The sequence below is a fragment of the Streptomyces sichuanensis genome, assembly GCF_020328095.1.
GTDB classification, from domain to species: domain Bacteria; phylum Actinomycetota; class Actinomycetes; order Streptomycetales; family Streptomycetaceae; genus Streptomyces; species Streptomyces cinnamoneus.
In genome coordinates this window covers 1-15,463 of sequence record NZ_JAIXMK010000172.1, presented here as the reverse complement: position 1 = coordinate 15,463, position 15,463 = coordinate 1, and the positions used below count along the sequence as shown (strand labels likewise).

2 protein-coding genes are annotated in these 15,463 nt (G+C 72.0%); both read left to right on the top strand.

Annotated features, from left to right (window positions below; genetic code table 11):
• A partial coding sequence (locus LE181_RS29760; protein WP_225664620.1) for a phosphopantetheine-binding protein occupies positions 1 to 281 on the top strand: 281 nt, incomplete at its 5' end.
• A partial coding sequence (locus LE181_RS29755; protein ID WP_225664619.1) for a non-ribosomal peptide synthetase occupies positions 278 to 15,463 on the top strand: 15,186 nt, incomplete at its 3' end. The genes LE181_RS29760 and LE181_RS29755, both read left to right, overlap by 4 nt.

Genomic DNA, 15,463 nt, shown 5'->3' with positions numbered 1-15,463 from the left:
ACTTCTTCGACCTCGGCGGCGACAGCATCATCTCGATCCAGCTCGTCAGCCGACTGCGTTCCGCAGGGGTAGTCCTGACGGCCCGTGATGTATTCCGGCACAAGACGGTGGCGGCGATGGCGGCCGTCGCCGATATGTCCGGCCACGACACTCCGGCAGCACCTGATGCGCCGGACGAAGCGCCGGAACCGGGTGGTGACGAGGCGATCGATCTGTCGCTGGTGTCGCTGTCCGATGACGAATTGAAGATGTTCGAATCTGAGTGGAGGTTGCCGGAATGAGCACGTCTGCAGTTGAAGCGATCCTGCCCCTGACGCCGTTGCAGGAGGGGCTGCTGTTCCACAGCCTCTACGACGACCGCAGCGTGGACCTCTACACCTCGCAGCTCAGCGTCGACCTGGCCGGCCGTGTGGACGCCGAGGTCTTTCAGGCGGCCGCGGCCACCGTGCTGCGCCGCCACGCCAACCTCCGTACGGCCTTCCAGCACCGCAGCTCGTCCCAGCCGGTCCAGCTGGTGCTGCGCGAGGTGACCGTTCCGTGGGACGAACACGATCTGAGCGGACTCGCGGAGGACCAGCGCGAGTCCGAGCTGGCGCGGCTCACCGAGGAGGACCGGGTTCGCCGGTTCGACCTCGCCCGTCCGCCGCTGCTGCGCTTCACGCTGATCCGCCTCGCCGACGACAAGTGCCGTCTGCTGTTCACGCACCACCACATTCTGCTGGACGGCTGGTCCATCCCGCTGCTGCTGAGCGAGCTGTTCACGCTCTACGCACGGGGCGGTACCGACGACAGTGGTCTGCCTCCGGTGCCGCCGTTCCGGGACTTCCTGGTCTGGCTGGCCGGCCGGGACCGGCCGGCAGCCGAAGAGGCGTGGACCCGGGCGCTCGGGGACCTCTCCGGACCCATGGTGGTCCGGCCGGTCCCGCCGGGCCGGGAAGCGGTGGTGCCCGCGCGGGCCACGCTGGACCTGAGCCGTTCACTGACCACGGCGCTGACGACCCTCGCGCGCCGTCACTCCATCACCCTGAACACGGTCGTCCAGGGCGTGTGGGCACTGCTGATGAGCCAGCTCACCGGCCGGCGGGACGTGGTGTTCGGCACCACTGTCTCCGGCCGGCCGCCGGAGCTCCCCGGTGTCGAGAACATGGTCGGTCTGTTCCTCAACACCCTCCCGGTGCGGGTGCGGATACGGCCGGACGAGCCCCTGATCGACATGCTGGTCCGGCTGCAGACCGAGCAGTCGGAGCTGCTGCCCCACCAGCACCTGGGACTCGCCGCCATTCAGCGCCTTGCGGGCGGAGCCGAGCTGTTCGACACGATGACCGTGTTCGAGAGCTTCCCCGTCGATCACAACGCCGAGAGCCTGCCCGGTACCGGCCTGCAGGTGCTCGACTCCGAGGGCACCGACTACAGCCACTACCCCGTCGCGCTGATCGCGCTGCCGGGGGAGCGGCTGCACCTGCGGCTGAGCTACCAGCCCGATCTGTTCACCGCCGAGGAGACCGCGACCCTGCTGGAGCGGGCACGGCAGCTCCTGGAGTCCCTGGCGGTCGCCCCCAAGGAGCTCGTTGGGCGACTGACGCTCCTGGACACCGCCGAGCGGCACCGTCTCCTCGTACGGTTCAACGAGACGGATCGTCCGGTCGAGCCGGCCACCCTCGCGCAGCTCTTCGAGGCGCAGGCCGCCCGTACCCCGGAGGCTGTCGCCGTCGAGTTCGAGTCGGAGACCCTGACCTACGCGGAGCTGGACGCGCGAGCGAACCAGCTGGCCCGGGTGCTCGTGGCCCAGGGGATCGGACCCGAGCAGATCGTGGCGCTGGCTCTGCCGCGGTCGGTCGAGTTCGTGCTGTCGGTGCTGGCCGTCGCCAAGGCCGGGGCCGCCTACCTGCCCGTGGACACCCGATACCCGCGGGACCGCATCGCCTACCTCATCGAGGACGCACGTCCCTCGATGGTGCTCACCACGACCGCCGTCGCACAGCTGCTGCCCGACACCGGGGACACCGGATGCCTCCGGCTCGACGACGCGCAGTTCGGCGCGACGCTGGCGGAGGCCCCGCGCATTCCGCTGGCCGACGACGAGCGCACCGCACCGACACACCTGCTGAACCCGGCCTACGTCATCTACACCTCGGGCTCGACCGGGAGGCCGAAGGGTGTCGTGGTCAGCCACCTGGGCCTGGCCAACGCGGTGGAGGTGCAGCGCCGCAACCACCGTGTCGGCCCCGGTGACCGAGTGCTGCAGTTCGTCTCCCCCAGCTTCGACGCCTCGTACTGGGAGCTGTCGAAGGCGCTGCTCACCGGTGCCACGCTGGTCTGCGCCGCCGAGGAGAGGCTCGCTCCCGGTCCCGACCTGGCCGCGCTGCTCGACGAGCGACAGGTCACCCATCTCATGATCCCGCCGTCGCCGCTGTCGATGATGCCGGCCGGCAGCCTGGGCACGGTGCGCGGGCTGATGGTGGGCGGAGAGGCATGTTCGGCCGAGGTGGTCGCCGCCTGGGCGCCCGGACGGCACATGGTCAACGCGTACGGCCCGACCGAGGCCACGGTGGCCGCCACCATGACCGGCCCGCTCACCCCGGCCGGCAGCGCGCCCTCCATCGGCAAGCCGCTCGACAACGTGCGTGCCTATGTCCTGGACCACGCGCTGCGGCCGGTGCCGGTCGGTGCCACCGGTGAGCTGTACCTCGCCGGTGCCGGGCTGGCCCGTGGCTATCTGCGCCGCGCTGCGCTGACCGCGGAGCGCTTCGTCGCCAACCCGTTCGGCGTGGCCGGTGAACGCATGTACCGCACCGGTGACCTGGTCGCCTGGAACGAGTCCGGCGAGCTCACGTTCGTCGGCCGTGCCGACGACCAGGTCAAGATCCGGGGCTTCCGGATCGAGATCGGGGAGATCGAGTCCGCCGTCCGCGGCCACGCCGCGGTACGGCAGGCGGTCGTCACGGTCCGCGAGGACCGTCCCGGCGACCGTCGCCTGGTGGCGTACGTGGTTCTCGACGGCGCCGACGCCGAGGAGCTGCGCGACCACCTCGCGGGCGTGCTGCCCGCCCACATGGTGCCCTCGGCCTTCGTCGTCCTGGACGAGCTGCCGCTGACCAGGAGCGGCAAGGTGGACAAGGCCGCCCTGCCGGCCCCGGTGGCCGCGGCAGCCGGCGGTAGCCGGCGCGCGCCCTCGACCCCGGGCCAGGAGATCGTCTGTGGCCTGTACGCCGACGTGCTCGGTGTCCCGGAGGTCGGCGTCGACGACGACTTCTTCCGCCTCGGCGGGCATTCGCTGCTGGCGATCCGGCTGGTGGGGCGGATCCGCGCCGCGTTCGGGGTCGATGTGCCGATCCGTGTCGTCTTCGAGGCCCCGACCGTCGAGGCGCTGACCGCCCGCATCGAGGCCGGCCTTCCCGGCAGCGGTGCGGCGGCCGACGCCGTGACGCGCACGGTCGAACTGTCCCGGGCAGACCGCCGACTGTGGTTCATCAACAGGTTCGAGGACCATCGGGCCTCCACCCACAACGTGCCCTTCGCCGTCCGCCTGACCGGTGAGCTCGCCGTCAAGGATCTGGAGGGCGCCCTGCGCGATCTCATCGCTCGCCACGAGGCGCTGCGCACCCGCTACCCGGAGCGCGACGGCGAGCCGAGTGGAGCGGTACTGGCACCCGAGAGCGTACGCACTCCGCTCACGGTCGCCGACTTCGACGAGGCCGCTCTGATGGCGGCGGCGGCCGACGGCTTCGACCTCACCGCGCAACTCCCGGTGCGCTTCACGCTGTTCCGCATCGACGAGACGGAATCGGTGCTGCTGACGGTGGTGCACCGGATAGCCGGTGACGACTGGGCAGCCGGCCGTCTGCTGCGTGACCTGGCGGCGGCCTACCGGGCCCGGGTCACCGGTGTGCCGGTGCGCTGGGCCCAGGACCCCGCGCCGCAGGACGAGGAGGCCCTCGCCTGGTGGACCGGGCAGCTCGCGGGGCTGCCGGAGGAACTCGCTCTCCCAACCGACCGGCCCCGTCCCGCGGTGGAGACCCAGCCGTCGCAGAGCGTGCCGGTCCACCTGCCGGCTGAGCTCCTGGAGTCCCTCAACGCACTCGCCGACCGCACCGGCACGGACCTGGAGACGGTTCTGCGGGTCGCGTTCGCGATCGTGCTGAGCGGCATGGGCGCCGGCACCGACGTGCCCATCGCCTCCTTCGGCCGCCTGCCGGCGGACGACGCCTCCCTCTCGTCGGGGCTGTCCGTGCTGCGCGTCGACACATCCGGGGACCCGGCCGGGGAGGAGCTGCTCGTCCGGTCAGGGACCGTGGCCGCCGAGGCACGCCTGCGTCCGGTGCCGTTCGAGCGGCTGCTGCGGCAGCTCGAACCGGACCTCGTCGCGGCGCGCCACCCGCTGGCGCAGATCGCGTTGGCAGTAAGTGACCGCGGTGACGCCGCCGTCGACCTGCCCGGGCTCGTCGTACGCCAGGACGACACCGTCCTGGGCGTCGAGAAGTTCGACCTCGCCGTCGTCCTGGCCGAGCGGTCGGACAGCGGCGGACTCGCCGGACAGGTGCACTACCGGTCGTCGATGTTCGACGCGGCGACGGCCGCCCTCCTCTGGGAGCGCACGGCGTCCGTCCTGGGACAGCTGGCCGGTGACCCGCAGCGGCGGCTGTCGCAGCTGCGGCTCGTGACCGACTCCGAGCGCACGCAACTGCTGACCTCCTGGAACGACACCGCGGTCGAGGTGCCCGCGCTCAGCTCGACGGTGCAACGGCGCTTCGCCGAGCAGGTCGAGCGCTTCCCGGACGAGGTGGCCCTCATCTGGCAGGGCGGGAGCATCACCTACAGAGAGCTCGACACGGCCGCGAACCGGCTCGCGCACCTGCTCCGCGGCTCGGGGGTAACCACGGGTTCCAGGGTGGCAGTGCTACAGCGCCGTTCCCCGGACCTCGTCGTCTCGCTCCTTGCCGTGCTCAAGGCCGGCGCGGCATATGTGCCGCTCGACGTACGCGCCCCCTCTGCGCGGCAGGCCGGCATCGTGACCGGGACGGACGCCGCGGTGCTGCTGGTGGACGCCGCATCGGTGGACACCGCTCCGCGAACCGGGATCCCGCTCGTGGTCGTGGACCGGGATCCGCGACTGGCGGAGCAGCCCGTCACCGAACCGCAGCAGGCGGGGCATCCGGAGCAGCTCGCCTACATCATGTACACCTCCGGCTCCACCGGCCAGGCCAAGGGCGTCGCGGTCACCCACCGCGACCTGCTGGCTTTCGCGCTCGACCGCTGCTTCACTTCGGACGCGAACCGCAGGGTGCTCATGCACGCCCCGCACGCGTTCGACGCCTCCAACTACGAGCTGTGGGTGCCCCTGCTCAACGGCCGGCAGATCGTGCTCGCCCCGCCGGAGGACCTGGACGTGGCGACGCTCGGCAGGCTCCTGGCCGAATACGACGTGACGGCCCTGCACCTGACCGCCGGTCTGTTCCGGCTGGTGGTCGACGAGGACCTTGAGTGTCTGGCTCCGGTGCAGGAGCTGCTGGCCGGCGGTGACGTGGTGCCCGCCGCGTCGGTCCGGCGGGTCCTGGAGCGTTTCCCGCACATGGTGGTCAAGGACACCTACGGGCCGACCGAGACCACGAGCTTCGCCACCTACCACCGGATGGATGCCGCCAACCCGCCTTCCGACGCCGTACCGATCGGCGGCCCGATGGACAACATGCGGGTGTACGTGCTGGACGGCGCGCTGCGGCCGGTGCCCGTCGGCGTCGTCGGCGAGTTGTACATCGCGGGTGAGGGGCTGGCGGCAGGGTACTGGGCCGCGCCCGGGCTCACCTCCGCCTCCTTCGTGGCCGATCCCTTCGGCCCGGCGGGCACTCGGATGTACCGGGTGGGCGACCTGGTGCGCTGGACCGCCGAGGGAAGGCTGGTGTTCGCCGGTCGTGCCGACGACCAGGTCAAGATCCGCGGCTTCCGCATCGAGCTGGGCGAGGTGGAGGCGGCCCTCGCGCGCCGCCCGGACGTCGCCCAGGCCGCGGTGGTCGCCCGGCGCGAGGCCGAGGGCCAGCACCGGCTCGTCGCCTATCTGGTCCCCGTGGACGGGGCGACGCCTCCCGCCGAGGCGGACGTGCGCCGGGTGCTGAGTGATGAACTGCCCGAGTACATGGTTCCTTCGGCCTTCGTGGTGCTGGAGCGCCTCCCGCTCACGGCCAACGGAAAGGTCGACCGCAAGGCACTGCCGGCGCCGGACGTGGCCGTCGCCGGACGGGCCGCACGCAACGCCCGTGAGGAGCAGCTGCTCTCCCTGTTCGCCCGCCTCCTCGGTCGGCCGGACATGGGCATCGACGACAGCTTCTTCGAGCTGGGCGGCGACTCCCTGCTCGCCACCCGCCTGGTCAGCCGGATCCGTGCTGCCTTCGGCGTGGAGCTGCCCATCCGGGCGGTGTTCGACGCGCCCACGGCCGCGGCGCTCGGCGCACGGCTCGACGACGCCCGCTCCGGGCGCAGCGCTCTGCGCGCCATGCCCCGGCCCGAGCTCATCCCCCTGTCGTTCGCTCAGCGTCGCCTGTGGTTCATCAACCGCTTCGACGGCCAGAGCGCCACGTACAACATGCCGATCTCCATCCGCCTCACGGGACCGCTCGACCGCACCGCGCTCGCCGGGGCGCTCAACGACCTCACGGCCCGGCACGAGGCCCTGCGGACGGTCTTCCCCGAGGTCGACGGCGTGCCCTACCAGCGGATCCTTCCCGCGGAAGAGGCGCAGACGGAGCTCAAGGTGGTGACGGCACGGGCGGAGGACCTGGACGCCGCCCTGGAGGCCGAGGTCCGCAAGGGCATCGACCTGACCACCGAGGTTCCGCTGCGGGTGTCGCTGTTCGCCCTTGACGACGAGGACCACGTCCTGCTGTTCGTCCTGCACCACATCGCGGGCGACGGCTGGTCGATGAAGCCGTTGGCGACCGACCTGGCGCGGGCCTACGAGGCACGCTGCGAAGGCCGGGAGCCGCAGTGGGATCCGCTGCCGGTGCAGAACGCCGACTACGCCCTGTGGCAGCAGGAGGTGCTGGGTGACGAGAACGACCCGGACAGCTCCTTCGCCAAGCAGCTGCAGTACTGGGAGGAGAACCTGGCGGGACTGCCCGAGGAGCTGACGCTCCCGGTGGACCGCCCCCGTCCGGCCGTCGCGAGCTACCGCGGCATGCCTGTGTACTACCGGCTGGGCGCCGGTCTGCACCAGCGGCTGCTGGAGCTGTCGCAGGAGACCGGCGCGAGTCTGTACATGGTGCTGCAGGCTGGTCTGGCCACCATGCTGCACCGTGTGGGGGCGGGCACCGACATCCCGATCGGCAGCGTGATCGCGGGCCGCACCGACGAGGCGCTCGACGACATGGTCGGCTTCCTCACCAACATGCTGGTGCTGCGCACCGACACCTCCGGTCGGCCGACGTTCCGGCAGCTCATCGACCGCGTGAGGGACACCGACCTCAACGCCTACGCGAACCAGGACGTGCCGTTCGAACGACTGGTCGAGGCGATCAACCCGCAGCGCTCCCTGGCCCGGAACCCCCTGTTCCAGGTGCTGCTCAACCTTCAGAACCTGCCCGACTACGCGTCGGAGATGCATGGCCTGGAGGTCGGCGCGTACGTCGTGAACCTGGGCGCGGCCCGTTACGACCTCGCCTTCGGCTTCTCGGAGGAGTACGACGAGAACGGCCTGCCGGCCGGTCTGCAGGGCGACATCCAGTACAGCGTGGACCTCTTCGACGAGGACACGGCGCAGCGGTTCGCCGAGTACCTGGGCCGTGTGCTGAGCTCCGCGGTGACCGATGCCGACCAGCCCATCGACAGCATCGACGTGCTGTCCCCCGCGGAGCGGCATCGGCTCGTGGAGGAGTACAACGACACCGCTGCGCCGGTCCCGGCGCAGCACCTGCCGGAGCGGTTCGCCGCGCAGGCGGCGCGCACTCCGCAGGCCCCGGCGGTGACGGACGGGTCGCTGACGCTGTCCTACGCCGAGCTCGACGCGGCCGCGAACCGGCTCGCCCGCCACCTGACGGCGGCCGGGGCCGGCCCCGGTTCCCTGGTGGCGGTCGCGCTCCCCAGGACCCCGGACCTGGTCGTCGCCCTTCTCGGTGTGCTGAAGGCGGGTGCCGCGTACCTGCCCATCGACCCGGGAAACCCCGCCGATCGCATCGCCTTCGTGCTCGGCGACGCCGCTCCCGCGGTGGTGCTGACGGACGTGGCCACGGCTCCGGTACTGCCGACGGACGGCGCGCCCGTCATCCGGCTCGACCTGCCCGGGACCGTGCGGGACCTGGCCACCCGGTCGAGCGCCCCCCTGACCGACGACGAGCGGTCGCGACCGGTCTCGGCGCGGGACGCGGCGTACGTCATCTACACCTCGGGTTCCACGGGACGTCCCAAGGGAGTCGTGATCGAGCACCGCTCGCTCACCGACTATCTGGCGTTCACCACCCGGGCGTACCCGTCGGCGGAGGGCGTCGCGCTGGTGCACTCGCCGGTGTCGTTCGACCTCACCGTCACCGGTCTCTACACGCCGCTGCTGGTCGGGGGATGCGTCAACCTCGCCTCCCTCACCGAACCGGCACCTCACGAGGCGGCCGGGCTCGCCACGGCGCCGGCCACCTTCCTCAAGGCGACTCCCAGCCACCTGCCGCTGCTCAACGCACTGCCGGACGGCTACTCGCCCACGGGCGACCTCCTGCTCGGCGGCGAGGCCCTGCACGGTGCGGTGCTGCGCGAGTGGCGCGCCGCGCACCCGGACGTCACGGTGCGCAATGTCTACGGTCCCACCGAGGCGACGGTGAACTGCGCCGAATTCCGTATCGCCCCCGGTACCCCGGTGCCGGACGGTCCGGTGCCGATCGGCCGCCCGCAGGCCAACACGCGGCTGTACGTGCTCGACGCGGGGCTCCAGCCGGTGCCCGAGGGAGTGACCGGAGACCTGTACCTCGCCGGTGAGGGGCTGGCCCGGGGCTATCTTCACCAGCCGTCGCTGACCGCGGAACGGTTCGTCGCCGATCCGTTCGGCGCGGCCGGCTCCCGGATGTACCGCAGCGGCGACCTGGCCAAGTGGACCAGGGGCGGCGAACTGGTGTACGTCGGCCGGTCCGACGACCAGGTCAAACTGCGGGGCTTCCGCATCGAGCTGGGCGAGATCGAGGTGGCGGCGGCCGCACATCCGGCCGTCGGTGCCGTCACGGTGATCGTGCGGGAGGACCAGCCGGGGGACCAGCGCCTTGTGGCATACCTGGTTCCGGCACCGGACGCCGCGCTTCCCGCGCCGGCGGACCTGTCCGCGTTCCTCGCCGAGCGCCTGCCCGAGTACATGATCCCGCAGGCTTTCGTGACCCTCGACGAGTTGCCCACGACCGCGCACGGGAAGGTGGACCGCAAGGCGCTTCCCGCCCCGGCGCACCGCCACGACCCCCAGGGGTCGGCCGCCGCGCGCACGCCGCAGGAGGAGATTCTCTGCCACCTGTTCGCGGACATGCTCGGGGTGCCGGACGTCGGCATCCATGACAACTTCTTCGAGATGGGTGGCCACTCGCTGCTCGCCACCCGCTTGATCAGCCGCATCCGCTCCGCCTTCGACCTCGAACTGCCGATCCGTGCGATCTTCGAGGCACCGACGGTGGCCCAGCTGACTGCGCAGCTCACCACGGCCGCAACCGGCCGGCGCGCGCTGACGCCGATGCCGCGTCCGGACGCCGTCCCGCTGTCCTTCGCGCAGCGCCGCCTGTGGTTCCTCAACCGCTTCGACCACGAGGCCGGTTCGGCGTACAACCTGCCGATCGCCCTGCGCCTGACGGGGGAGCTGCACCTGGAGGCACTGGCCGAGGCCCTGCGGGATCTGGCACGCCGTCACGAGGTGTTCCGCACCGTCTTCGGCGAGTCCGAAGGCGTCCCCTACCAGCGGGTGCTCGGTGCGGACGAGGCCGAGATCGAACTGGAGGTCGTCGAGACGTCCGAGGACCGCCTGGCCGGGCTGCTGGCGGCCGAGGTGAGCCGCGGCTTCGACCTCACGCGGGAGATCCCGGTACGCGCCCGGCTCTTCGCCCTCGCTCCGGACACTCACGTCCTCGCGGTCACCCTGCACCACGTCGCCGCCGACGGATGGTCGCTGGCGCCGCTGCTGGCCGACCTCGCCACCGCCTACCGGGACCGAGCCGACGGACGGGAGCCCGGCTGGCGACCGCTGCCGGTGCAGTACGCCGATTACGCGCTGTGGCAGCACGAGGTGCTCGGCGACGAGGCCGACGCGACCAGCCCGATCTCCCAGCAGTTGAGCTACTGGGAGCGGACGCTCGCCTCGCTCCCCGAGGAACTGTCCCTGCCGACGGACCGGCCCCGCCCCGCCGTGGCGAGCTACCGGGGTGGTCGGGTGCCGGTCGAGATCCCCGCAGAGGTCCACCGGCGGGTGACCGAGGTGGCGCGGTCCCGCCAGGCGAGCGTCTACATGGTGCTCCAGAGCGGTCTGTCCGCGCTGCTGTCGCGCCTCGGCGCCGGCGATGACATCCCGATCGGCAGCCTCATCGCCGGACGTACCGACGAGGCGCTCGACGACCTGGTCGGCTTCTTCGTCAACACCCTGGTGCTGCGCACCGATGTGTCCGGCGACCCGACCTTCACCGAGCTGCTCGACCGGGTCCGTGCGACCGACCTGGCCGCCTACGCCCATCAGGACCTTCCGTTCGAACGGCTGGTGGAGGCGCTCAACCCCGGCCGGTCGATGGCCCGCCATCCGTTGTTCCAGGTGTCGCTCAACCTGCAGAACGCCGCCCAGGCCGACTGGGGCATGGGCCTGCCCGGCCTGGAGTCGGTGCCGGAGGAATTCCCCCTGGAGACGGAGAAGTTCGACCTCTCCTTCACCTTCGCCGAACACCGCACCGAGGACGGTGCGCCGGCCGGCATCACCGGCACGGTGAGCTACGCGGCCGACCTCTACGACGGCGAGCGCGTGGCGACCGTGGTCGCCCGTCTGGTGCGCCTGCTGTCCGAGGCGACCGCCGCGCCCGACCGCCCCATCGGCGAGCTGGATCTCATGGACCCGGCGGAGCACGAACTGGTGCGTGCCGCGGGTACGGGACCGGTACGCGACGTCGCGCCCGATGGTGTCGACCTGCTGCTGGCCCGGCGGGCCGCCGCCACCCCCCGTGCCCTGGCGGTGCGGGGCGCCGACGCCTCGCTGACCTACAGCGAGCTGGACGAGCGGGTCACCCGCTTGGCCCGGCACCTGATCGAGCGGGGCGCGGCGGCGGGCCGGATCGTCGCCGTCGCCCTGCCCCGCGGCACCGACATGCTGGTGGCGCTGCTGGCAGTGCTGCGCTCCGGAGCGGCCTATCTCCCGGTGGACCCCGACCTGCCGGCGGAACGGCTCGCCTACATGCTCGCCGACGCCCGGCCCCGGCTCGTCGTCTCGGCCCACGCCGTCTCCCGGGCTCTCCCTGACAGCACGGAGCCGGTGCTCCTCGATGACCCCGGCACCGTCCGCGCCCTCGGGGAACTGCCCTCGACCGCATGGGACGACGGCGAGCGGAGCGTACCGGTACACCCGGAGCACCCCGCGTACGTGATCTACACCTCGGGCTCCACCGGGCGGCCCAAGGGCGTGGTGGTGCCCCGTCGGGCGCTCGCCAACTTCCTGCACGACATGGCCGAGCGCTTCCCGCTGCGGGAGGAGGACCGGCTGCTCGCCGTCACCACGGTGGCGTTCGACATCGCCGCACTTGAGCTGTACCTGCCGCTGTCCCTCGGCGCGGCGGTCGTCATCGCCGACCGTGACGCGGTGCGCGACCCGGCCGCGCTGGTGCGCCTGGCGGCAGATGCCGGGGCGACCGTGCTCCAGGGCACGCCGTCGCTCTGGCAGGCGCTGACCGGGTACGACCCGGATGCGGTACGTGGTCTGCGCAAGCTGGTCGGTGGCGAGGCGCTGCCGCGCGAACTGGCCGACCGTCTCCTGGCGGCCGGTGGCGAGCCGACGAACCTGTACGGCCCGACGGAGACCACCATCTGGTCCACCGCCGCTGTGCTCGACGGCCGCCCGGGGGCGCCCACCATCGGTGGGCCGATCGCCAACACCAGCGTCTACGTCCTCGACGAACGGCTCCGCCCGGTGCCGCCCCGGGTCCCAGGCGAGCTGTACATCGCCGGCTCCGGCCTGGCCCAGGGCTACCTGGGCCGGCCGGGACTGTCCGCGGAACGCTTCGTCGCCGATCCGTTCGGTCCCGCGGGCGCCCGCATGTACCGCACCGGTGACCTCGCCCGCTGGGGCGACGACCGGCGGCTGGAGTACCTGGGCCGCGTGGACCACCAGGTGAAGCTGCGCGGCTTCCGCATCGAGCTCGGCGAGATCGAGTCGGTGCTCGCCCGCCACGAGGACGTGGCCCAGGCGGTCGTGGTGCTGCGGGAGGACCGGCCGGGCGACAAGCGGCTGGCCGGCTACGTGGTGCCGGTGCCGGGCCGATCGGCCGACTCCGGCGCGCTGCGCACGTACATCGCGTCGCACTTGCCGGAATACATGGTCCCGTCGGCGGTGGTCGTCCTGGAGGCGTTGCCCATGACGCCCAACGGCAAGCTCGACCGGCGGGCGCTGCCGGTGCCGGCCGCGGCCCCCGCGGACCGGGCGACCGCTGCCCCGCGCTCGCCGCGTGAGGAAATCATGTGCGGGCTGTTCGCCGAGGTCCTCGGAGTGGAATCCGTCGCGGCCGACGACAGCTTCTTCGACGTCGGAGGCCACTCGCTGTTGGCGACCCGCCTGATGAGCCGGATCCGTACGGTGTTCGGTGCCGAGGTTCCCGTCCGCGCCCTGTTCGAGCACCCGACCGTGGCCGGCCTCGCCACGCAGCTGGACGGCGCCGACCGGGCCCGCCCCGCCCTGCGCCCGATGCCCCGTCCCGAGACGCTGCTGCCCTCGTTCGCGCAGCGCAGGATGTGGCTGTTGCACCGCATCGAGGGTCCGAGCGCGACGTACAACATGCCCTTCGTGGTGCGGCTGTCCGGCCAGCTGGACCGGGACGCACTGCGGGCGGCGTTGTACGACGTCATCGACCGGCACGAGACACTGCGCACCGTCTTCCCGGAGGTCGACGGGGTGCCGAGGCAACTGGTGCTCGCCCCCGATGACGCGCGGATCGAGCTGGCCTGCCGACAGGTCGACGAGGCCGGCGTCGAGGAGGCGACGAAGGAGGCGATCCGCGTGCACTTCGACCTGACCGCCGAGCCGCCGGTGGCCGCCACGCTGCTCTCCCTGGCGCCGACGGAGCACGTGTTCGTCCTCGTGGTGCATCACATCGCCGGTGACGGCTGGTCCATGGCCCCGCTCGCCGAGGACGTGGTGCGCGCCTATTCGGCCCGCGCCACCGGGCAGGCGCCGCAGTGGGAGGCGCTGCCGGTGCAGTATGCCGACTACACCCTGTGGCAGCGGCAGCTGCTCGGGGACGAGTCCGACCCCGAGAGCCAATTCTCCCGGCAGGTCGCCTACTGGGAGCGGACCCTCGCCGGTCTGCCCGACCAGCTCAATCTGCCGGCCGACCGGCCGCGCCCCGCGCTGGCCAGCTACAGGGGCGAGCGGCAGGAGATCCTGCTGTCCCCGGAGCTGCACGACGCGATCAAGGGCCTGGCAAGGCAGGAGGGTGCGAGCACCTTCATGGTGCTGCAAGCCGCGGTGGCGGCACTGCTCAGCCGGCTGGGCGCCGGCGACGACATCCCGCTCGGCAGCCCTATTGCCGGCCGCACCGACGAGGCGCTCGACGATCTGGTCGGGTTCTTCGTCAACACGCTGGTGCTGCGCAACGACATCTCCGGCAACCCCTCCTTCGCCGACCTGGTCGGCCGGGCCAGGGAGACGGCGCTGGGTGCGTACGCCCACCAGGACGTGCCCTTCGACCACCTGGTCGAGGTGCTGCGGCCGAACCGTTCCGCGGCGCACCAGCCCCTGTTCCAGGTGATGCTGGCGCTCCAGAACGCCACGGCGGCGGCGGACGTGCAGCTGCCCGGGCTTACCGTCGGGGCGGCGGACGGATTCGTCGGCGCCTCCCGGTTCGATCTGTTCCTCAGCTTCGCCGAGCAGTTCGACGAGGAGAGCGGGAAGTCCGGCGGCATCGGCGGATTCGTCGAGTACAGCACCGACCTCTTCGACCCCGGAACGATCACGGCACTGATGGGCAGGCTGGAGCGCCTGCTGACCGCCGCGACCGCGGACCCGCAGCTGCCGGTCTCCTCGATCGACCTGCTCGACGACGACGAGCGGCACACAGTGCTCCGGCGGTGGAACGACACCGGCACGGACACCGTGCCGGCCGGCGTGCCCGAGCGGTTCGCCGCTCAGGTGGCCCGGACCCCGGACGCGGTCGCCGTGGCGGCCGGCGAGAGGCAGCTGAGCTACCGCGAACTGGACGAGTCGTCCGACCGGCTCGCACGTCGGCTGGTCGCGCACGGCGTACGGCCCGAGGACCGGGTCGCCCTGTTCCAGGAGCGCTCGGCCGGGCTCGTGGTGTCGATCCTCGCGGTGCTCAAGGCCGGTGCCGTCTACGTCCCGATCGACCCGCGCTACCCGGCGTCCCGTCGTCGCCACATCATGACGGACAGTCAGGTGACGCTACTGCTCACGGACACGGCCTCACCCGCGCTGGAGTGCGAGCACGACGCCACGGTCATCGTGGTGGACGCCGAGACGGAGGCGGTGGTGCCGGACACGTCCCTGCCCGGGACCGTCCACCCCGAACAACTTGCCTACGCCATGTACACCTCCGGCTCGACCGGAGTGCCGAAGGGCGTGGGGATCACCCACGCGGACGTGACCGCGCTCGCGACGGACCGGGCCTTCCGGCCGGACGCGCACCGCGCGGTACTGCTCCACTCGCCTCAGGCGTTCGACGCCTCCACCTACGAGCTGTGGGTGCCGCTGCTGAACGGTGGCCGGGTGGTGGTGGCTCCTCCGGGCGACCTCGACCTGGCGGACCTGGGCCGCCTCATCAAGGACAACCGGATCACCGGCCTGTGGCTGACGGCCGGCTTGTTCCGGCTCGTGGCTGAGGAGAGCCCGGAGTGCTTCACGGGCGTGTCCGAGGTGTGGACCGGCGGCGACGTGGTCCCGGCCGAGGCCGTGCGGCGGGTCATGGAGGCATGCCCGCGGACCGTGGTCGTGGACGGATACGGCCCGACCGAGACGACCACCTTCGCCACCAGCTTCCGCGTGGAGAACGCAGGAAGCGTTCCCGCCCGGATCCCGATCGGGCGTCCCCTGGACAACATGCGGGTCTACGTCCTGGACGCTGACCTCCAGCCGGTCGCCGTCGGGGTCGCGGGTGAGCTGTACATCGCGGGCGCCGGTCTGGCACGCGGCTACCTGAACCGGCCGGCTCTGACCGCCGAACGGTTCGTGGCCGATCCCTACGGCCCGGCGGGCGGCCGGATGTACCGCACCGGTGACCTGGTGCGCTGGAACGCAGGGGGAGCGGTGGAGTTCCTG